This window comes from Halopseudomonas sp. (assembly GCF_036960865.1).
Lineage (GTDB): Bacteria > Pseudomonadota > Gammaproteobacteria > Pseudomonadales > Pseudomonadaceae > Halopseudomonas.
Window position 1 is genome coordinate 22573 of record NZ_JBALWE010000008.1, and the last position, 20617, is coordinate 43189.

The 20617-nt window shown below is 59.7% G+C and carries 20 protein-coding genes; 18 read left to right on the forward strand and 2 right to left on the reverse strand.

The features are described from left to right. Positions 1 to 146: 146 nt before the first annotated feature. The 3 genes from V7747_RS12350 to V7747_RS12360 all read left to right on the forward strand — a co-directional run bounded on the left by V7747_RS12350 (position 147) and on the right by V7747_RS12360 (position 3961). Complete coding sequence (locus V7747_RS12350) at positions 147 to 740, forward strand: TRAP transporter small permease (RefSeq protein ID WP_335616332.1); 594 nt, start codon at positions 147 to 149, stop codon at positions 738 to 740. Positions 741 to 761: 21 nt separating this feature from the next. Continuing rightward, positions 762 to 2042: a TRAP transporter large permease gene (locus V7747_RS12355; RefSeq protein ID WP_335616333.1), complete on the forward strand. Its 1281-nt coding sequence runs from the start codon at positions 762 to 764 to the stop codon at positions 2040 to 2042. A 197-nt stretch (positions 2043 to 2239) separates the two neighbouring features. Beyond that, positions 2240 to 3961 (forward strand): methyl-accepting chemotaxis protein, encoded by a 1722-nt coding sequence (locus V7747_RS12360; protein ID WP_335616334.1) that lies wholly within the window; start codon positions 2240 to 2242, stop codon positions 3959 to 3961. Positions 3962 to 3971: 10 nt separating this feature from the next. Here V7747_RS12360 and V7747_RS12365 read toward each other — a convergent pair whose 3' ends face one another. Further along, positions 3972 to 4592 (reverse strand): alpha/beta family hydrolase, encoded by a 621-nt coding sequence (locus tag V7747_RS12365; protein WP_335616335.1) that lies wholly within the window; start codon positions 4590 to 4592, stop codon positions 3972 to 3974. Between the two features lie 367 nt (positions 4593 to 4959). Here V7747_RS12365 and ccoN point away from each other — a divergent pair, with 367 nt between their 5' ends. From ccoN to V7747_RS12430, 13 genes are all read left to right on the forward strand, one after another. Then, complete coding sequence (ccoN, locus tag V7747_RS12370) at positions 4960 to 6387, forward strand: cytochrome-c oxidase, cbb3-type subunit I (RefSeq protein WP_335616336.1); 1428 nt, start codon at positions 4960 to 4962, stop codon at positions 6385 to 6387. Between the two features lie 12 nt (positions 6388 to 6399). Further along, positions 6400 to 7008, forward strand: a complete 609-nt coding sequence (gene ccoO, locus V7747_RS12375; RefSeq protein ID WP_335616337.1) for a cytochrome-c oxidase, cbb3-type subunit II — start codon at positions 6400 to 6402, stop codon at positions 7006 to 7008. A 6-nt stretch (positions 7009 to 7014) separates the two neighbouring features. After that, positions 7015 to 7203: a cbb3-type cytochrome oxidase subunit 3 gene (locus V7747_RS12380; RefSeq protein WP_092283049.1), complete on the forward strand. Its 189-nt coding sequence runs from the start codon at positions 7015 to 7017 to the stop codon at positions 7201 to 7203. Then, the gene (ccoP, locus tag V7747_RS12385) at positions 7203 to 8093 is read left to right on the forward strand and encodes a cytochrome-c oxidase, cbb3-type subunit III (RefSeq protein WP_335616338.1); all 891 of its coding nucleotides are present in this window, start codon (positions 7203 to 7205) and stop codon (positions 8091 to 8093) included. The genes V7747_RS12380 and ccoP overlap by 1 nt, the downstream gene beginning before the upstream one ends. Before the next feature lie 205 nt (positions 8094 to 8298). Next, entirely contained in the window at positions 8299 to 9711 is a 1413-nt protein-coding gene (gene ccoG / locus V7747_RS12390) for a cytochrome c oxidase accessory protein CcoG (protein ID WP_335616339.1), read from the forward strand. A gap of 54 nt (positions 9712 to 9765) precedes the next feature. Then, positions 9766 to 10281: a FixH family protein gene (locus V7747_RS12395; RefSeq protein ID WP_335616340.1), complete on the forward strand. Its 516-nt coding sequence runs from the start codon at positions 9766 to 9768 to the stop codon at positions 10279 to 10281. Positions 10282 to 10284: 3 nt separating this feature from the next. Beyond that, positions 10285 to 12738, forward strand: a complete 2454-nt coding sequence (locus tag V7747_RS12400; protein WP_335616341.1) for a heavy metal translocating P-type ATPase — start codon at positions 10285 to 10287, stop codon at positions 12736 to 12738. Then, entirely contained in the window at positions 12735 to 12986 is a 252-nt protein-coding gene (gene ccoS / locus V7747_RS12405; protein ID WP_335616342.1) for a cbb3-type cytochrome oxidase assembly protein CcoS, read from the forward strand. The genes V7747_RS12400 and ccoS overlap by 4 nt, the downstream gene beginning before the upstream one ends. Further along, positions 12983 to 13729 (forward strand): sulfite exporter TauE/SafE family protein, encoded by a 747-nt coding sequence (locus tag V7747_RS12410; RefSeq protein ID WP_335616343.1) that lies wholly within the window; start codon positions 12983 to 12985, stop codon positions 13727 to 13729. Before ccoS ends, V7747_RS12410 begins: the two co-directional genes overlap by 4 nt. A gap of 86 nt (positions 13730 to 13815) precedes the next feature. After that, complete coding sequence (fnr, locus tag V7747_RS12415) at positions 13816 to 14547, forward strand: fumarate/nitrate reduction transcriptional regulator Fnr (RefSeq protein ID WP_335616344.1); 732 nt, start codon at positions 13816 to 13818, stop codon at positions 14545 to 14547. Between the two features lie 15 nt (positions 14548 to 14562). Next, positions 14563 to 15111, forward strand: a complete 549-nt coding sequence (locus V7747_RS12420) for an adenine phosphoribosyltransferase (RefSeq protein ID WP_335616345.1) — start codon at positions 14563 to 14565, stop codon at positions 15109 to 15111. Between the two features lie 53 nt (positions 15112 to 15164). Next, positions 15165 to 16007 (forward strand): ion transporter, encoded by an 843-nt coding sequence (locus tag V7747_RS12425; protein WP_335616346.1) that lies wholly within the window; start codon positions 15165 to 15167, stop codon positions 16005 to 16007. Between the two features lie 120 nt (positions 16008 to 16127). Continuing rightward, a complete protein-coding gene (locus tag V7747_RS12430) occupies positions 16128 to 16769 on the forward strand; it encodes a response regulator transcription factor (protein WP_335616347.1) in 642 nt (213 codons plus the stop codon). A 64-nt stretch (positions 16770 to 16833) separates the two neighbouring features. On the opposite strand, the gene V7747_RS12435 is transcribed toward V7747_RS12430, so the two are convergent. Next, positions 16834 to 18618 carry a hybrid sensor histidine kinase/response regulator gene (locus V7747_RS12435; protein WP_335616348.1) on the reverse strand — a complete coding sequence of 595 codons (1785 nt, stop codon included), beginning with the start codon at positions 18616 to 18618 and terminating at the stop codon, positions 16834 to 16836. 154 nt (positions 18619 to 18772) lie between these two features. Here V7747_RS12435 and V7747_RS12440 point away from each other — a divergent pair, with 154 nt between their 5' ends. Both V7747_RS12440 and V7747_RS12445 read left to right on the forward strand, forming a co-directional pair. Then, a complete protein-coding gene (locus V7747_RS12440; RefSeq protein WP_335616349.1) occupies positions 18773 to 19309 on the forward strand; it encodes a hypothetical protein in 537 nt (178 codons plus the stop codon). 235 nt (positions 19310 to 19544) lie between these two features. Next, positions 19545 to 20579: an NADP-dependent oxidoreductase gene (locus V7747_RS12445; protein ID WP_335616350.1), complete on the forward strand. Its 1035-nt coding sequence runs from the start codon at positions 19545 to 19547 to the stop codon at positions 20577 to 20579. The last annotated feature ends 38 nt before the right edge of the window (positions 20580 to 20617 follow it).

Genomic DNA, 20617 nt, shown 5'->3' on the forward strand with positions numbered 1-20617 from the left:
AAGGTATGTTCAAAAACAGATCGCAAATCGATAACGCCATCACAAGCTGACCGGCACGTCGATTTCAGCACACGAATCCAAACCGGGTTGCACTTGCAATCACCCGGTCAGAGCCTGACCCAACAGGCCAAGCAGAGGACAGCTCAATGCCCGAGCCTGGCGATACGTCGGCCAGCCACTCTTCAAAGGCATTGCTCAGCAAAGTGCTGGGCGCACTGGATCGCACGTCGGAACACATCGAAAAAACCATCCTCGGACTCAGCGTGCTGTTTCTCGCCGGACTGCTGATCGTGCATGTGTTGGGCAGACAACTGCTGGGCAGCGGCTTGACCGGTCAGGTCGAGCTAACCCAGATCAGCTTGATAATCATGACCTTTGCCGGCCTTGGCTACGGTGTGCGGCGCGCCCGTCACATCTGCATGTCGGCCTTCTACGATCAACTCAGTGGCTGGCCCCGCAAGGCTTTGCTGGTTTGCATCAGTCTGTTGACCGGCGCTCTGATGTTCTACTTTGCCTGGTACGCGTGGGAGTATGTCAGCGCCATTCAGGAGCGCGGCCGCACCTCTTCCGCCTTGCAGATTCCACTATGGATTCCCTACCTGGCTGCGCCGATCGGGTTTGCACTCGCCGGTATTCAATATTGGCTCACCGCCATACGTAACCTGACCTCCCGTGACATCTATCGCTCCTTCAACGAGAAGGAAGAGTACGACGCCATTCCCGATGACGGCGCCGTTTAACCGCTAGCTACTGGACCCTGCATGCTGACCCTGACATTCATAACCATGATCGTGCTGCTGATGCTGGGCTTCCCGATGATGGTCCCGTTGCTGGTCGCCAGTTTGATGCTGCTGTTCCTGGTTATCGATATGGGCAACGTCGGCCTGTTGATGGGGCAAATGATCAGCGGCGTACAGTCCTGGGCGTTGGCTGCGGTGCCGCTATTCATATTTGCCGCAGACCTGATGACCCGCGGTCACACTTCCCAGCGCCTGCTTGATCTGGTGCAGAGTTTTGTCGGCCATTTACGCGGTGGCCTACCGATCACCACGGCCGCCAGTTGCACGCTGTTTGGGGCAGTTTCGGGCTCGACCCAGGCGACCGTTGTCGCGATGGGCGGCCCCATGCGACCCAAGCTGTTGGAGAAAGGTTACTCAGACGCCTTCAGCATTGCGCTCATCATCAATGCCAGCGACATCGCCCTGCTGATCCCGCCCAGCATCGGCATGATTATCTATGGCGTGGTCTCCGGCTCCTCCATCGGTGACCTGTTTATTGCCGGTATTCTGCCCGGCCTGCTGATTCTGCTGCTGTTTTCCGTGTACTGCTGGATCGGTTCTATCCGCATGGGTATCGAACCGGAAGAACGCGTTGGCCGGGCAGTACGCTGGCAAGCCCTGAAAAAAGCGCTACTGCCGCTGGGGTTCCCGCTGGTCGTGGTGGGTGGCATCTATGGCGGTATTTTCAGCCCTACCGAAGCCGCCGCCATCGCAGTGCTCTACGCACTGATTCTTGAGGTAGTCATCCTGCGCGCGGTGAAACTGAAAGAGATCTGGGATGTGGCGCTGTCGACCGGCCTGATCACTGCCGTGGTCTTCATCCTGGTCGCCGCCGGCAATGCCTTTACCTATACCATCTCGTTCGCCGGGATCCCGCAGGCCATACTGGAGCCGGTTATCGCCAGCATTGGCGATAGCCCTACCCTGGTGCTGGCGCTGATCGCCGTGTCTTTCTTCATCGGCTGCATGTTCGTCGACCCTATTGTGGTCATCCTGATCCTGACGCCGCTATTCAAGCCCGCAGTTGAGGCCGCGGGACTGGATCCGATTCATGTCGGCGTGATCGTGACGCTGCAGGCGGCCATTGGTTCAGCCACACCGCCATTCGGCTGCGATATCTTCACGGCCATGGCTATTTTCCGTCGGCCGTACTTCGACGTCATCAAGGGCACGCCACCGTTCATCTTCATTCTACTGTTTGCCACGCTGCTGTTAGTGCTGTTCCCCAGCCTGTCGCTCTGGCTACCATCATTGGCACACTGAGGCACAGCCACGCTCACTGCGAGCCGACTACAGTCGCTTACATTAAACTGAAAATCACCCGCTCAAATGGCAGAAATGACCTATAGTTTTAACCGTCAGCTGCCGATACTGTATCTAGAACGAGACGAGAGTTTCATTTTGTGACAGTCTGCTGTTACAGCACTGCCCCATAAAAATAACGATGCAGCGAGTCGACCATGCCCAACCAGTATCCTGCCGCGCCCCTGTCTAGCGAGCGCGACAACAATCCCGCACCTGCTCCAGCGTTGCCCCCTCTGACCCGTTGCCTGGCATTGTTAGCCTGCGAGCTGTTTTTCTTCGTTGCCCTTATATCGCTCGCCGAAGGCACCCTGTTTTGGGTGGCCATCGCCATGGTCGCTCCCACGCTCCTGCTGACCTGGTGGAGCTTACCCGCAGGCCCTGGCAGCTCAGCCTCCCTCAGCAGTCAACTGAGTAAAACCAATAGCCAGCAGATTGACCTTCGCGCGCTTGACCAAAACACTAGTGAAGAGTCCTCACGCCAGTTCGCGGTGCTCAATAACCGGCTGCGCAACATCATGCTCGAGCTGCAACAGAACAGCTTGGGGACTGCCCTGGCCTCTGCCAACAGCCGGCTGCTGTCTGAGCAGGCCGCGCGCGACGCCGGCAAACAGCAACAGCTGTCCGAATTAATCTTCCACGCTAGCGAACAGACCACTACAGCACTACAGGACATCTCTTCGCGTGCCACCGGCGTGACCGAGGTAAACACCCGCAACCTCGACATGGCCCGCGAATCCAAGATTCAGCTTGGCAACGCGCGCGAAAAGATGAAGCTGATCAACGATGCCATGGCTGGCTTTCAGAATAATATCAATGCGTTAGATGCCACATCAGGCAAAGTGCGTGAAATTCTAAAGACAGTGCAGGACTTTTCCGCACAAACTAATATGCTGGCCCTCAACGCTGCGATTGAAGCCGCCCGGGCCGGAGAGCAGGGGCGCGGATTTGCCGTCGTGGCCGATGAGGTCCGCAACCTGTCGTTCAAGGTAGGCAACGCCGCCGAGCAGATCAGTCAGTTGATGGAACAGATGACCGACGCCATGTCCGGCGCCGAGCAGCAAACCCACGGCATGCTGGAGCAAACCGAAACTACCGGCGCCGCGGTCAGCAGCGCTGCCGACCAGTTCGATACGCTGGTCGAGGATTTTCAGCGCACCAATGATGATCTGTTGATGGTCAGCAGCGCGCTGGAAGAGCTAACCGCTACCAATGCCGAAACCTTGCAGCACGGCGGGGAAATTCGCGAGCTGAGCATTACCATCAGCAAGCGTATGGAAGAAACCTTTACTCAAGCCGACTCGCTACGTGACAACACCAATCTGGCATTGCGCTCATTGGCTGGCTTCCGCCTCGGCGAAGGCCATCTTGAAGCAGTTACAGAGCTGCTCATGAGTCGTCGTAGCGAACTGGAAGCACGTCTTGAGCAGTTGGCTGACGGCGGCGTGGACCTGTTCGACCAACATTACACGCCGATCGCCAACACTAATCCGCCAAAACACGATGTGAGCTGGGCCAATGCCTTTATCGAGCGCATACGCCCGCTACTGGACGAGTGGGACAAGGGTGGCAAAGACGGCATCGTGTATACCGCTGCGGTCAATGAGAAGGGGTATCTAGCGACCAGCCGCAGCGCATCATCGCAGCCGCCGACCGGTGATCCCAAGATCGATGCCGCACGCAGCAACTACAAGCGCTTTGCCGTCAGTAGCGAAAACGACCTGCGCATCATGGCTTCCTGCACCTACATCAATCTGGGCACTTTTGTATTGCCGGGCACCAACATTGTCGTCTTCGTGTTGTACGTACCGCTTTCCGTCAAGGGTCGCCGCTGGGGCACCATGTCCGCCGCCATCATGCCGGCAGCATTAGGCGTCTGACCTCGCCACCTCACAGGTGCTGCCGGCAGAAACCGGCAGCCACCTCGGCGGCCTCGTCTATCAGCATCTGCTGTGTTCGCCCGCTCGACTTCAGCGGTTTGAAATCGTGTTCGCCGCTATCCAGCCAATGCAGCTGCAGGTGCGTATCCAGCACATAATCCGCCACTTCTGCCGGCTTGCCGAATGGATCACGTGAGCCCTGTACTATCAGCCCCGGACAGGCAAGCGTCTGCAAATGCGTGGTACGCGTTTTCTCCGGTTTGCCCGGTGGATGGAAGGGGTAGCCAAAACAAATGAAGCCACGCGCGCCCACCTCGCCCGCCAGGATGCTGGCCACCCGACCACCCATGGACTTCCCCCCCACAAAGAACGGCGACGGCAGCTCGCTGCACAGCTCGCGCAAGTGAGCCTGCAACACCGGCATGGGGTTGGGCGGGCGCTTGCGGCCATCACTACGCCGAGCGGCCATATAAGGAAACTCGAAGCGCAGGACGCGTACGCCGCGGCGAGCCAGTTGGTTGGCCAACAGCTCCATGAAGGTGCTATCCATTGGCGCACCTGCGCCATGCCCGAGGAGTAGCGTGACGCCCAGCGGGTCGTCAGGTTCGTTGACCAGCACAGCGTTCGACATAATTTATCTCAATACTGAAACGCGACATCTTGTCACAGCCATGGCCGTTGGCCAAAGCGCTTCACAGATCAGCTTGGGCCGACTACGCTGAACGAGGCGAAGCACATCCGCCAGACGCCCAGACGGCCGCAAAGCCCTACCCGTCATCGGCGCTCAGCCGGAAGGCCGTTCGTGCCGGCGATCACGCACTGGCAGAACAATGACCTCAGGCAGCACAACAGCCGCACAACAATAGCCCGCAAAGCCGTTCCAGAGGGCTTTTCCCACGGCCAAACAATGACCTATGTCATTGCAATGCGCGCGGGCTTTCCTCATACTTGCCAGCGCTTTAATACCCATAAACCAACTGCTATCCGTGGAATCTCGCATGAGCACAGCTACCACTCCGACAGCCTATAACTATAAGGTGGTACGCCAGTTCGCCGTCATGACGGTCGTCTGGGGTATCGTAGGCATGGCCATGGGCGTCTTCATTGCCTCCCAACTGGTCTGGCCTGAACTTAATTTTGGCTTGCCCTGGACCAGCTTTGGGCGTCTTCGTCCACTGCACACCAACGCCGTCATCTTTGCCTTTGGCGGATGCGCCCTGTTCGCTACCTCGTACTATGTAGTGCAGCGAACCTCGCAAGCGCGCATCGTCTCTGACGGTCTGGCTGCCTTTACCTTCTGGGGTTGGCAGGCAGTGATCGTGCTGGCGGTCATCACCCTGCCGCAGGGGCTGACCTCTACCAAGGAGTATGCCGAGCTGGAATGGCCGATCGACATCCTGATCGCCGTCGTCTGGGTCAGCTACGCCCTGGTGTTCTTCGGCACCATCATGAAGCGCAAGATGAAGCACATCTATGTGGGCAACTGGTTTTTCGGTGGCTTTATCATCACCGTCGCCGTGCTGCACATCGTCAACAGCATGGCGGTGCCGGTCTCGCTGACCAAGTCGTACTCCATGTATGCCGGCGCGACAGATGCGATGATTCAGTGGTGGTATGGCCACAACGCGGTTGGTTTCTTCCTGACTGCGGGCTTCTTGGGCATGATGTACTACTTCGTACCCAAGCAGGCCGAGCGTCCGATCTACTCCTACCGCCTGTCGATCGTGCACTTCTGGGCACTGATCTCCATCTACATCTGGGCCGGCCCGCACCACCTGCACTACACCGCGCTGCCTGACTGGGCGCAGTCACTGGGCATGGTGATGTCGCTGATCCTGCTGGCTCCGAGCTGGGGTGGCATGATCAACGGCATGATGACTCTGTCCGGCGCCTGGCACAAACTGCGTACCGACCCCATCCTGCGCTTCCTGGTTGTGGCATTGGCCTTCTACGGCATGTCCACCTTTGAAGGTCCGATGATGGCCATCAAGACCGTGAACGCGCTCTCCCACTACACCGACTGGACCATTGGTCACGTACACGCCGGTGCACTGGGCTGGGTTGCCATGATCTCCATTGGTTCGCTGTACCACATGATCCCCAAGATCTTTGGTCGCGAAGCCATGTACAGCACCCCGCTGATCAACGCCCACTTCTGGCTGGCGACCATCGGTACCGTGCTGTACATCGTTGCCATGTGGGTCAACGGTATCACTCAGGGTCTGATGTGGCGTGCAGTCAACGTCGACGGCACTCCGACCTATTCCTTCGTCGAAGCTCTGGAAGCCAGCCATCCGGGTTACATCGTGCGGATGATCGGCGGCGCCTTCTTCCTGCTGGGCATGCTGCTGATGGCTTACAACGTGTGGCGCACCGTGCGTCACAGCAAGCCGGCGGCACTTGAAGCCGCAGCCCAGACTGCTTGAGGGAAGAATTAGATGAAAATGCATGAAACCGTAGAAAAGAACCTGGGCCTGATGGTCGTGCTGATGGTCATCGCCATCAGCTTCGGCGGCCTGGTCCAGATCGTCCCGCTGTTTTTCCAGCCGGAAACTACCCAGCCGGTAGAGGGCCTGCGTCCCTACACCGCACTGGAACTGGAAGGTCGTGACCTGTACATCCGCGAGGGCTGCGTTGGTTGCCACTCGCAGATGATTCGTCCTTTCCGTGCTGAAACCGAGCGTTACGGCCATTATTCGGTAGCCGGTGAAAGCGTTTGGGAGCACCCCTTCCTGTGGGGCTCCAAGCGTACCGGCCCCGATCTGGCCCGCGTCGGCGAGCGTTACTCCGACGACTGGCACCGTGCTCACCTGATCAACCCACGTGACGTGGTGCCGGAATCCAAGATGCCCGCCTTCCCCTGGCTGCAGGACAACGTCCTCGATGGCAAGTACACCGCCAAGAAGATGGAAGTGCTGCGTGGAATGGGCGTTCCTTACACTGACGAAGACATCGCCGGCGCCAAGGAAGCGGTTGAGGGAGTGTCCGAAATGGACGCCATCATCGCCTACCTGCAGCACCTCGGCACTGTCCTTTCGGATCGGTAAGCAACCATGGATATCAACACTCTCCGCGGCCTGGGCACCATCTTTGCCATGGTGGCCTTCATTGGTGTCGTGATATGGGCCTACAGCTCATACAAGAAGAAGGACTTCGATGAAGCAGCACAACTGCCCTTCCTCGATGACGACGACGCCAAGGCTACGGAAGAGCAGCAAGATGATGCTAGGAGTAACAAGTAATGACTAATTTCTGGAGCGGGTACATTGTTGTCCTGACCCTGACATGTCTGGGCCTGATCCTGTGGTTGCTGCTGGCCACGCGCAAGGGTCAGCGTCCGGAACAAACCGATCAGAAGGTCGGCCACAGCTTTGATGGTATTGAAGAGTACGATAACCCCCTGCCCCGCTGGTGGTTTGTGCTGTTCGTTGCCACCATGATTTTTGCTGCCTTCTATCTGTTCCTGTATCCGGGTCTAGGCAAATGGCCAGGCTATCTTGAGTGGACCTCGGCCAAGGAATACCAGGCCGAAGTTGCTGAAGCAGAAGCGCAGTTCGCACCGATTTTCGCTAAATACCGCGAAATGCCAGTCGAGGAAGTAGCCAAAGACCGCGACGCCACCCGCATTGGTCAGCGTCTGTTTGCTACCAACTGCTCGGTCTGCCACGGCTCCGACGCTCGCGGTGCCTTCGGCTTCCCGAACCTGACCGACAACGACTGGCTGTACGGCGGCGACCCCGAAACCATCAAGACCACTCTGCGCGGCGGTCGCCAGGCAGCCATGCCTGCCTGGCTGGCAGTGATTGGCGAAGATGGCGTACGCAACGTATCTGGTTACGCACGCAGCCTGTCAGGCCTGGAAACTGACAATGTCGATCTGGCCGCCGGTGCAGAAATCTTCAAGAACACTTGTGTGGCCTGTCACGGCGCCGAGGGTAAGGGCAACCAGCAAATGGGTGCGCCGAACCTGACCGACGATATCTGGCTGTACGGTTCCAGCTTCCTGCAGGTTCAGCAGACGATTCGCTACGGTCGTAACGGCCACATGCCTGCTCAGGCGCATCTGGGTGAAGACAAGATTCACATGCTGGCGTCTTACATCTACAGCCTGTCCCATCAGGACGAGCAGTAAGCGGTAGTCGTACGTTAATACGCGCACCATCAGAATGGGGGAACTTGGTTCCCCCATTTCTGTTTATAGCCCCCTCATGGTGCGCGACCACCGGTCGCATTGTGCGGCCTGGCAAACCAGTCTATTTTCAGTGATACAGGCAAAGTCTGACCCTACGTGAGGTCAGTCCGCCAACACTTCCCCTTCGCCTGAGGGTCAGCCTGATATGAGCAGTAAAATCCCCCTGGAAGATGTCACCCCCAAAGTCGAAACCTACGACCTGTACGCTAAGCGCGAAAAGATACAGACCCGTTCCTACAAAGGCCTGTTCAAAAACATTCGCCTGGCCGGCGTCGCCTTTCTCTTCATGCTGTACTTCGGCACTGTCTGGCTGCAGTGGGGTGACCGCCCTGCCGTGCTTTGGGATCTGCCAGCGCGTCAATTCCACATTTTTGGCGCCACCTTCCAGCCGGAAGACTTTTTCCTCTTGTCGTTCCTGCTGATCATCTGCGCCTTCGGACTGTTCTTCATTACCGTGTTTGCCGGCCGGGTCTGGTGTGGTTACACCTGCCCGCAAACCGTCTGGACCTGGGTGTTCATGTGGGCCGAACGCGTCACCGAAGGTGAGCGCAACGCGCGCATAAAGCTCGACCACGCGCCAATGAGCCTCAACAAGTTCGCGCGCCGAGCGGCCAAGCACAGTATCTGGCTGCTGATCTCACTGGCTACCGCGCTGACCTTCGTTGGCTACTTCACGCCCATCCGCGGGCTGATCGTCGAGATGTTCACCTGGCAGATGGCCGGCTGGTCGCTGTTCTGGGTGTTCTTCTTTACCGCAGCCACCTACATCAATGCCGGCTGGCTGCGTGAGCAGGTGTGCATTCACATGTGCCCCTACGCGCGCTTTCAAAGCGTTATGTTCGACGCTGATACGCTGATTGTGTCCTACGATGCCGCGCGCGGCGAGCCGCGCGGCTCACGCAAGAAGGGCGTCGACCCCGCCACCGTCGGCAAGGGTGACTGCATCGACTGTGAAATCTGCGTGCAGGTATGTCCTACCGGTATCGATATTCGCGATGGTCTGCAGATCGAGTGCATCAGCTGCACCGCCTGCATCGACGCCTGTGACGAAGTAATGGAAAAGATGGATTACCCGCCGGGGCTGATTCGCTACACTACCGAGCACAGTCTGGAGGGCAAACCAACCAAGGTGTTCCGCCCGCGGCTGTTTGGCTACGGTACAGCCTTGCTGGTCATGATCGGCTTGTTCATCATTACCGTCAGTAATATCTCGCAGGTCTCGCTGGATATTGAACGCGACCGAAATGTTCTGTTTCGAGAAACCAGCAGCGGCCAGATAGAGAACGTGTACATTGTCAAAATCTTCAACAAGGGCACTACCGAGCGCAGCTACCGGCTGAGCATGGAAGGTCACACCGGGCTTACCCTGCACCTGCCAGACCGGTCGCTGGTGGTCGGTCCGAGCAGCAAGCTGCAATTGCCGCTGAATGTGCAGATAGACCCGGCAGAGCTTGATGGCGCAACCAATATACCCATCACTTTTGAAGTGGTCGCCACCGACGATGACAGCGTCACCGCCAGCTCGGAAAGCCGTTTTATGGCACCCGCAGTGCGTTGATCGACAGGCAACAGTGAAATCAAGACAGTCAGGTTAATGATGACAGGAACACCCATGCAGCACGACAACCTCAGCACGCCCTGGTACAAGCAGTTCTGGGCCTGGTTCATCATCGCCATCCTTGCCTTCGCGGTCTTCATTGGCCTGGGACTGCTGTTCGTTGCCACGCTCAACCCCGACAGTCTGGTACGCGACAACTATTACACCGAAGGCAAGGCCATCAACCTTTACCTCGGCCGCGACCACATGGCGCGGGATCTGGGAGTGGCCGCCGACCTTGGCATTGACGAGGTTACCGGCGATATCAGCCTGGCGTTGCAAGGCGACTTTGTGGCCTTGCCGCGCAGTCTGACGCTTGACCTGATCTCGCCAGCCCACGCCTCACTTGACCGCGCCATTACCCTGCGACAGATTCGCGGCAACAGCTACACCGGTCAGCTGGAACAACAGATTGAAGGTCGTCGCTATATTGAGCTCAGCGACCCGGACAAGCCCGGCGACAAGGGTTGGCGCCTGACCGGCGAGCTAAACCTGGTTCCGGGCCAGCGTTATCAGATCTCCGCGCAGTAACTGATGGCGCAACCCACCCCTTGCTTCCACTGTGGCGAACCGGTTCCCGCCGGCGCTCCTTGGCACGCAGACATTCTGGGCGAGCAGAGGCCGCTGTGTTGTCCCGGCTGTCTGGCGGTGGCCGAGGCTATCTGCAGCGCTGGACTGGAGTCTTACTACCAGCACCGCACCGAACGCTCCGCCAACCCTGAGGCCATGCCACGGGTACTGCAGGACGAGCTGGAGCTCTATGACCGTGAAGACGTGCAACAGCGCTACACCTCCCCTCAGGGCACTGGCCAACAAATTCAACTGCTGATCGAAGGCATCAATTGCGCGGCCTGCTGCTGGTTGATCGAACGCCACCTGCGCGCGCAACCGGGCGTGCTTGAGGCCAGCCTGAATATGGGTAACCAGCGCCTCAGTCTGACCTGGCAGGCCGAGACCACCAAGCTATCGACACTGATTGCCGGTTTGCGGCGCATCGGTTACATCGCCCACCCCTATGAGCCAGACAAGGCCGCCGAGCAGATCGCCGCCGAGAACCGTCGTTATCTGCGGCGCTTGGGGCTGGCTGGCCTGATGTTCATGCAGGTGATGATGGCAACCATGGCCCTGTATGAGGAGTTTGACCAAGACCTGACCGATAGCATGGCGCACCTGTTACGCTGGGCCAGCCTGTTGATGACCACACCGGTAGTCTTTTATAGCTGTGCGCCCTTCTTTCAGGGGGCCTGGCGCGACCTGAAAAACCGCCGTCTGAGCATGGATGTCTCGGTCTCACTGGCCATTGGTGGCGCCTATCTGGCCGGGATCTGGGCCACAGTCATCGGCCGCGGGGAGGTCTACTTCGACTCGGTTACCATGTTTGCCTTCTTCCTGCTGGCTGGCCGTTATCTGGAGCGCCGCGCACGCCAGCGCACAGTGGAAAGCACCGCGCGCCTGGTCAACCTGCTGCCGCCCAGCACGCTGCGGTTGGCGGCTGACGGCAGCAGCCAGCGCATCATGCTGGAGGAGTTGGTCTGTGGCGATCGGGTAGAGGTTAAACCCGGCGAAAGCATTCCCGCCGATGGCCGCATCCACCAAGGCAGCAGCAGCGTCGATGAATCCGCCCTGTCGGGCGAATATTTGCCAATCGCCAAGCGCGTCGGCGATACCGTTACCGCAGGCACCCTCAATGTCGAAAGCCCGCTGCAGATCGACGTGACGGCACTGGGCAACGAGACGCGCCTGTCCGCCATCGTTCGCCTGCTGGAACGAGCGCAGTCAGACAAACCCCGTCTGGCGAAGCTGGCCGATCAGGTAGCACAGTACTTTCTGCTCGCCGTACTGCTGTCCGTGGTGGTGGTGGGCGCTGCCTGGTGGTCATTGCGCGACCTGGATACCGCGTTCTGGATTGTGCTGGCCATGCTGGTGGCGACCTGCCCCTGCGCCCTCTCGCTGGCAACCCCCACTGCCTTGACCACGGCCACCGGCAGCCTGCACAAGCTAGGCCTGCTGATTACGCGCGGCCACGTGCTAGAGGGTATGAAGCAGATCAGTACAGTCATACTGGACAAAACCGGTACGCTGACCGAAGGCCGTATGACGCTGGAGCAGATCCAGCCCTTTGCCGACCATGATGCCGATCAGGCGCTACGCTGGGCACGCATGCTGGAGAGCTGCTCGGAGCATCCGATCGCCCGCGCCTTCGGCCGCAGCCTGCACAGCGCCAACGCGGTCGAGAACGTGCCGGGCCAGGGCCTGCAAGGCGAGTGCGACGACCAGACACTGCGCATCGGCAAAGCCGACTTCGTCAGCGCACTGGGCGGCTATGCCGCGCCTGCCTACCCCGATGCGCCCGGTCAGTGGCTGTTGCTGGGCAATGCTGCCGGCCCGATTGCCTGGTTTGCCCTGAATGACCGCTTGCGCAGCGATGCCGGCGCGATGGTCGCGGCGCTGCAGGCGCGCGGGTTGCGGGTGGTCTTGCTGTCGGGCGATCAGCACGCGGTGGTTGAGCGCATGGCCACGCAGCTGAACATCAGCGAGGCGATCGGTAATGCCAGCCCAGATGACAAACTCGCCTACGTGCAAGAGCAGCAGGCTCGCGGCGAGAAGGTGTTGATGCTGGGTGACGGAGTGAACGACGTGCCGGTTCTGGCCAGCGCTGACATATCGGTGGCCATGGGCAATGCCTCCGATCTGGCCAAAACCAACGCAGACGCGGTGCTGCTCAACAGCCGCCTGCTGACGCTGGTCGACAGCTTGCAGGTAGCGCAGCGCACCCGCGCCATCATGATCGAGAACCTGACCTGGGCCAGCCTGTATAATCTGGCGATATTGCCACTGGCCGCGCTCGGCATGGTCACCCCCGCCTGGGCCGCGCTGGGCATGTCGGCCAGCTCATTGCTAGTGGTACTCAACGCCCTGCGGCTGACCCGCCTGAAGGTTCAGCCGCACCCGGCGCCAACCGACCGGTTCGCGGAGGCCAGCGCATGACCGTACTTTACATTCTGGTTCCCATTGCCATTTTTCTGGTAGTCATCGCTATCTGGATATTTAACTGGGCGGTCAACAACGGTCAGTACGATGACCTCGACAGCCCGGCGCACAGTATTCTGTTTGACGAGGACGACCCCGCTCACCTAGCCGCCCAAGGGCGCAACAAACCCGCCGACAGCCCTGATCAACGCACGGCCGCGCGCGACAACGAGACCAAGCAAACCGACGACGACCGCCCGGTATGACCGCAGATCTGCTGCCACAGGTGTTCACCGCCCTGGCGCTGGGGCTGCTCGGCGGCGGCCATTGCATTGGCATGTGTGGGGGGCTGATGGGTGCACTGACCCTGGCCATACCCGCCGAACAGCGCAAGGGCTGGCCATTGTGGCGCATCCTGCTGAGCTACAACCTGGGCCGCATCAGCAGCTACACGCTCGCCGGCGCCTTGCTCGGCAGCTTCGGCTGGGCACTGCAGGGCATGGGTCTGGGCGTGGTGCTGCGCACCATCGCCGGGCTGCTGATGATCTGTATGGGCCTGTACCTGGCCAACTGGTGGTCGGGCCTCACACGCATAGAATCACTGGGCCGTGGCTTGTGGCGCCACATTGAGCCTCGCGCGCGTCGCCTGTTACCGGTGCAGCGACCCGGCCAGGCGCTACTACTCGGCATGCTCTGGGGCTGGTTGCCGTGCGGGCTGGTCTACAGCTCATTGGTCTGGGCCAGCAGCCATGGCAGCAGTGGCACCTCGGCACTCTTGATGCTCGCTTTCGGGCTGGGCACCCTGCCTACGCTGCTCGCCACCGGCGCCGCCGCTGATAAACTGACCGCGCTGCTGCGCAAGCGCAGTCTGCGCATCGGCGCAGCCAGCCTGATCATCGCCTTTGGCCTCTGGACCCTACCCGGCCCGCACCAGCAGTGGATCATCAGCACATTCTCGCCACCCGGAAGTCAGCACAGTGGTGGACACCATGACCACGCCCAGCCCTGACGGCAACAATTTGCGCACACTCCGATGTGAAACCCGCCAGCGCTTGTTGTACGCTTGCAGCTATCCGCCAACTAAAAGAGTTTCCCATGTCTGACGCCATCAAATTGCGCGCCCTGCCCGAAGCGCACTGCAAGGACTGCAGCCTGGCGACCATGTGTCTGCCCCTGGCGCTGCATGACAACGAAATGGACACCCTCGACAACATCGTCAAGCGCGGCAAACCACTGCGCAAGAACGAGATGCTGTTTCGTCAGGGCGATACCTTCAACTCGGTTTACGCACTGCGCTCCGGCACCATCAAGACCTTCAGCGTCAATGACGCCGGTGTCGAACAGATTACCGGCTTCCATCTGGCCGGCGAGCTGATCGGCCTCTCCGGCATGGACGGTGAGCGTCAGCCGCTGTCTGCGGTAGCGCTGGAAACCACCTCGGTCTGCGAAATTCCCTATGAACGCCTGGACGATCTCACCGCCAGCATGCCCGGCCTACGGCGCCAGGTGATGCGGCTGATGAGCCGCGAGATTCGCGACGACCAGCAGATGATGCTGCTGCTCTCGAAAAAGACCGCCGATGAACGCATCGCAACCTTGCTGATCAACCTATCCGCACGTTTTCGTTCGCGCGGCTATTCGGCCAATCGCTTCCGTCTGGCCATGTCACGCAACGACATCGGCAACTATCTGGGGCTTGCCGTAGAAACAGTCTCGCGCGTCTTTACCCGCTTCCAGCAGCAGGGCCTGATTGCTGCCGAAGGCAAGCAAATTGACATTATTGACCACGCCGAGCTGTGCGCACTGGCTGGCGGCCAACTCGACTGACCTGCAGGAACCCCCATGATTTTTGACGAATACACCATCAAATCGCTGATTCGCCCGGTGCCCGACTTTCCCAAGCCCGGCGTCACCTTTCGCGATATCACGCCGCTGTATCATTCACCGCGCGCCATGCGCATGGTCGCCGACAGCCTGATCCAGCGTTACGTCGAGTCGCCGGTCACGCACATTGGCGCCATCGATGCCCGTGGTTTCCTGCTGGGTGCGGTGCTCGCCTACGAGTTGAACAAGCCACTGGTGCTATTCCGCAAGGCCGGCAAGTTGCCCGCCGACACCCTGCGTGAAAGCTACGCCACCGAATACAGTGAAACCACCCTGGAAATGCACCGCGACGCTCTCAGTGGCGGCGAACAGGTGTTGCTGCTGGATGATTTGATCGCCACCGGCGGCACCTTTCTCGCAGCCGCTCGACTGGTGCGCCAGAGCGGCGCCAGCGTTTACGAAGCCGCCGCCATCATCGATCTGCCGGACCTTGGCGGTTCACGCAGCATGCAGGATGCCGGCATACCCACCTTTACCCTCTGCGCCTTTGCCGAGGACGAACAGTAATCGCCCGCAGGGCCAGCCACTCGCGCAGGCCCTGAAGCGCCACGAAGCAACCCATGACCAATACATTGAACCTTACCCGCCCCTGGCGGCAGCGGCTGGCCGACTGGCTGGACCGCCCTGCCGTGCAGTATCTGATTACCACGCTGATCCTTATCAACGCCGTGATTCTTGGCCTGGAAACCTCGCCAAGCGCGATGCAGCATTGGGGCGGCGGCCTCAAGGCGTTGGATCAGATAATCCTCGGCTGCTTTGTCATCGAGATCGGCCTGCGCTTCGTCGCCCATGGCTGGCGTTTGCTGCGCGACCCCTGGGGACTGTTCGACACCCTGGTGATTGCTATCGCTCTGGTTCCGGCCAGCGGACCGCTGGCCGTGCTGCGTGCGCTGCGGGTATTGCGTGTGCTGCGCCTGATCTCGATTGTGCCGAGCATGAAAATGGTGGTGCAGTCACTGCTGTCATCATTGCCGGGCATGGGCAGCATCGTGGCCTTGCTGGGCTTGATTTTTTATGTCGCGGCAGTGATCGCTACCCAGTTGTTCGGCGAACACTTCCCCGAGTGGTTCGGCACGCTCGGTGCGAGCCTGTATACGCTGTTTCAGGTGATGACGCTGGAAAGCTGGTCGATGGGCATAGTACGACCGGTAATGGAGCAGTTCCCCTACGCCTGGCTGTATTTCGTGCCTTTCATCCTGATCGCCACTTTCATGATGCTCAACCTGTTTATCGCGGTCATCGTCGATGCCATCCAAACCCAGCGTGAGCGCACCGTCGAGCAGGCGCCCCCGGGTCCGCCAAGCGAGCAGGAGCAATTACTGGCAGAAGTGCGTCAGCTACGTGCCGAACTGCGCAGCCTGCATCAACGTCTGCCGCCATCGGACAGCGCCGGCGAGCAATAGCACACAGCCCGTCAGCCTGCTGCTAGACCTGCCGGACCGGGTTGCTTATTATCACCGAGGTAAAAAATAACAAGTCTGCCCGGCCTTCCGGCATGAAGGCAGCTGTCGAGGATGACGAACATGAGCAGTAATCTGCCGCCGGACACCCGGCTGTTGTTGATTGATGACCACCAGATCTATCTGGATGGGCTCAGCCTGACATTGGGCAGCCTCTGCGAAGGGGTGCAGCTGGACCACGCGCACAATGCCGCACAAGCCCTGCAACAGGTGCAGCACAACACCTACGATCTGATTCTGCTTGATCTGCAACTGCCCGATAGCAGCGGCTTGGCGCTACTGCAGAAGCTACGCAAGGAAGACGCCATGGTGCCCGTCGCGGTACTCACCGCAAGCAACAGTCCCAGCGACCTTGATGCTGCACTGCAACTTGGCGCTGCCGGCTTCATCAGCAAGACCGCCGACGGCAAAACACTGCTTGATGCCGTGACCCAGCTGCTTTACGGCGTTCACGTCGTCATCGGCGATGAGAACCGCCCACTGGATCGGCAAAGCAGCGCGCGCGACGTGGGTATCACTCCGCGCCAGTTGGAAATCCTCGACTTGCTCGCCGAAGGCCTGCCTAACAAGGTCATCTGTCAGCGCTTGTCGCTCTCTGAAGACACCGTAAAAACCCACCTCAAAGCGCTGTTTACCTCGCTTGAGTGTCACAACCGAACCGAGTGCGTGAGCAACGCTCGCAAGCTGGGGCTGGTCAGCTTCTAGCGCGACTCATTTCTCCTTTCGCGGGGCATGGATGCCTGACGAACCGCACTAGCTCCACCCTCCGTCACTGACGCAACGCCAGCAGGTTGTGCACCACGCGCCGTAACCGTGCAGGCAGTACCGGTTTGAACAGCAACTCGACATCCGCCAGCCGCGCCGACTCGGTCAGTTCCTCAGAAGTATCGGCCGTCACCAGTGCCGCCGGGCCGGAAAAGATGCCCTGATCGCGCAGCATGCGCACCAGCATCAGCCCATCGCTCTCGCCCTCCAGCCGATAATCCGTCAGCAACACATCAACGGCGATACCCTGCAGCCCACGCACGGCGTCCTCGGCACTTTCAAATGCCCAGACGATACACCCCCAGGCCGACAACAACGCTTGCATCGCCTCGCGGCTGACGCGGTCATTCTCAACCAGCGCCACCTGGCCACTCAGGGCCGGGGCGTGCTGCTGTTGGGGCGCTTCGGTCTGCGTCTGCCATTCGCCCAGTGGCGCGTCAAACCAGAAGCGGGCGCCTTCACCGGCGCAGGAGGTCAGGCCCGACGGATATTCCAGCAGGTGCACTATCTGGCGGCAGATACTCAAACCCAGCCCCACCCCCTTCTCCAGCGTGCGGGCCGGGTTACGCAGTTGGGTAAACTCCTCAAAAATGCGCTCTTGGTCCGCCTTATCCAGACCCATACCGTCATCTACCACACTGATGCGCAGCCGCTCATCCACTCGCTGTACCTCTATCGCCACGGTTTTCGCGTCCGCATGAATCAATGCGTTGTTGAGGTAATTGCGGATCAAGCGTTCAAGCAGCAAGGGGTCACTGTAGACTGCGTAGGCCTTGTTGCAGCGCAACTGCAGTTGGATGTTGCGCCGCGCAGCGAAAGGCCCGAGGCTGTCCAGCAGTTGCCGCAGCCAGGGTTCGAGATTGAACGAGCGCCGCTGCGCCCTCACCATACCCACCGACAGGCGCGACATGTCCAGCAAGGAGTTGAGCATGGCCTGCAGCAATTGGGTTGAATCCGCCAGACGCGCCACTGTTTTGCTGGCATCCGGGCTATCGACCTGCTCATACAGGTGCTGAATAAACAGCGACATGGCATGCAATGGCTGGCGTAGATCATGGCTGGCGGTTGCCAGAAAACGCGTCTTGCTCTGGCTTTCGCGCTCGGCGCGATGGCGCGCGGCTTCCAGCAGTTGCTCGTTGAGATAGGCGCGGCGCTGCATGTATTCGTACAGATACGCGCCGAAAGCGCCCATCACGGTGAAATTGATCAGAAAAATACTGTTGGACAACACAACAGAGCGGCTGGAGCCAATGCTCGCTTCAGCCAGCAGGTAAACCGACACAATGGCGCAGGAGCCCACGGTGGCGTGCCGCATCGGCAACGCCAGCAGGAACATGCCCGACAGCAGTACCAGATACAGGCCGTCATGTGTCACCCGAATCGATACCTCGGCCAAGCGCGCGACGATGATCACCATCGCCACCATCAACCCCGAACAGAAATAGCCGAGGGTCGCCACGGCAAACGCACGGTCCGGCGCCACGCGGTTGGCGCGATTGGCATACCAGATGGCGCAAACGATGATAATCAGGCCGATGACACGGACGGTCAGGGTGTAGTCACTGACCCAATGAGGCAAATAAAGATAATCGAGCAGCATGAAAAACAGCATGAAGGCGACCGAGGTGATGGCGACCACCTTTACCCGCGCACACATCTTGGCATGCAGGTACAGCTGAAAGCCCGGTTCCAGCTGTGCGCTGAAACGCAGCCGGGCAAAGCCCCGCTCCTGCGCCAGCAGGGCCGGCTCATCAATGCCGGCGGCCGCAGCCATAGTGGGGTTATTCATGGTTTTTTATCCATTTTTCTTGTAATCAGTGCGCTTTATAGCAAGCGGTTATATCGGGAAAAGCCAAAACGCTAAAATAATTTAAAAACAGCACTTTACAACAACAAATTACAACTAAGCTTTAGCTTAGGCATTTAAACAACAGGATGTAGTCGTGATTGCCAGCCCAGTAGCGGTACCCGCACCAGACACTGCAACCCAAGACCTGTTTCCTCTCGACCTGCTGGCTCTCAGCGCCGCCGACAACTTGTTGGAAAATATCCTGCGACCGACCCTTGCCTACCTTGGTGTGCGCTGCGTCGCAATGGAACAATTGCTGCTGGGCACGCTGCTGACTACCGCACGCCTGCCAGCGCTGCAACGCGGCGACCACGCCATTGGACCCTACGCTATCAGCCCACAGCAACACACCGACATATGGGATCAGCACCTGGCCAGTCAGCCTGAGTTGGCCAGCAAGGTTCGCGGCCTGGCCAGCCAGCACTGTTTTCTGCAGAATCCGCACGCCGAACTGGGCTACAACCTGGCCTATGCCACAGCCATTGCATGGTTGATCTACGAGCGCCAGCAACTGGCCATCTCCGCGCGCAACGATCTGCCCAGCCTAGCGCGAATCTGGGAGCGCTCCTACCCCCATAAGGGTGGCCGAGCGCAGGACTTTCTGCGCGCCTGGCGCGTCGCCTGCAAGTAGTCAGCCCCACGCGGCGCCGGGGTGAGCGGCTGCTCAGCCAGCAGCCTCCCGCGCCCCACCCACCGAGGTAGAGCGCCGCGTAAAACCGCGTCTCTTAGCAATCAATAGCACGGCATCACCGCGACTAGAGCCAAGTTGAACCATCACCACGCTCTGCGCATCCTAGGGCTACAATCCAGCCGTGGCGCCAACGTCGCTCCCACGGCACCTCAGCCCTCAAAGCAGGAGACGTGCAATGCCACAGTCAAACACCACCAATCGCCAGATTCTGCTTGCCTCGCGGCCGGTGGGCGCACCCACTGCCGCCAACTTCAAGCAGGTAGAAACCGATATTCCCGCCGTGGGCGATGGCCAGATGCTGTTGCGCAACCGCTGGATGTCGCTCGACCCCTATATGCGCGGGCGCATGAGTGACGCCAAATCCTACGCCGATCCGGTGCCGGTAGGCGGCGTGATGACCTGCGCCACCGTCAGTGAAGTGCTGGAATCAAAACTCGACGACTACGCCGCAGGTGACCTGGTGATGTGCTTTGCCTCCGGCTGGCAGGATTACACCCTGTCTGACGGCGCCATGGTGTTTCGCCTCGACAAGAACATGCAAGCCCCCTCCCAAGCCTTGGGCGTACTGGGCATGCCCGGCTTCACCGGTTACATGGGCCTGACCGACATCGGTCAACCCAAGAAAGGTGAAACCGTCGTCGTCGCCGCTGCCACGGGTCCGGTCGGCACGGTAGTGGGTCAGGTCGCCAAGCTGATGGGATGCCATGTGGTCGGCATTGCTGGCGGTGCCGACAAGTGCCACTACGCGGTCGAGGAGCTGGGTTTTGATGCCTGCATCGATCACAAGGCCGAAGACCTGAACGACAAACTGGCTGCCGCCTGCCCCAAGGGCATCGACGTGTATTTCGAGAATGTCGGCGGCAAGGTGTTTGATGCCGTGATGCCGTTGCTCAACGCCCACGCACGCATACCGCTGTGCGGCCTGATCGCCCAATACAACGCCACCGAGCTGCCGGTCGGCCCCGATCGTCTGCCGCAATTGATGCGCCTGATGTTGAGCCAGCGTATTCGCATGCAGGGCTTCATCATCTTCGACAACTACGGCCACTGCTTCCCGGACTTCCTCAAGACCATGACCCCCTGGGTCGAGAGTGGCAAGGTACGGGTGAAGGAAGACCGTGTAGAGGGTCTGGAGAGTGCGCCAGAGGCCTTTATTGGCCTGCTCGAAGGCAAGAACTTCGGCAAGCTGGTAGTCAAAATCGCTGATTGATAGCCGCGCTCGCCTGCGTTGTCCGCAACGCAGGCGTA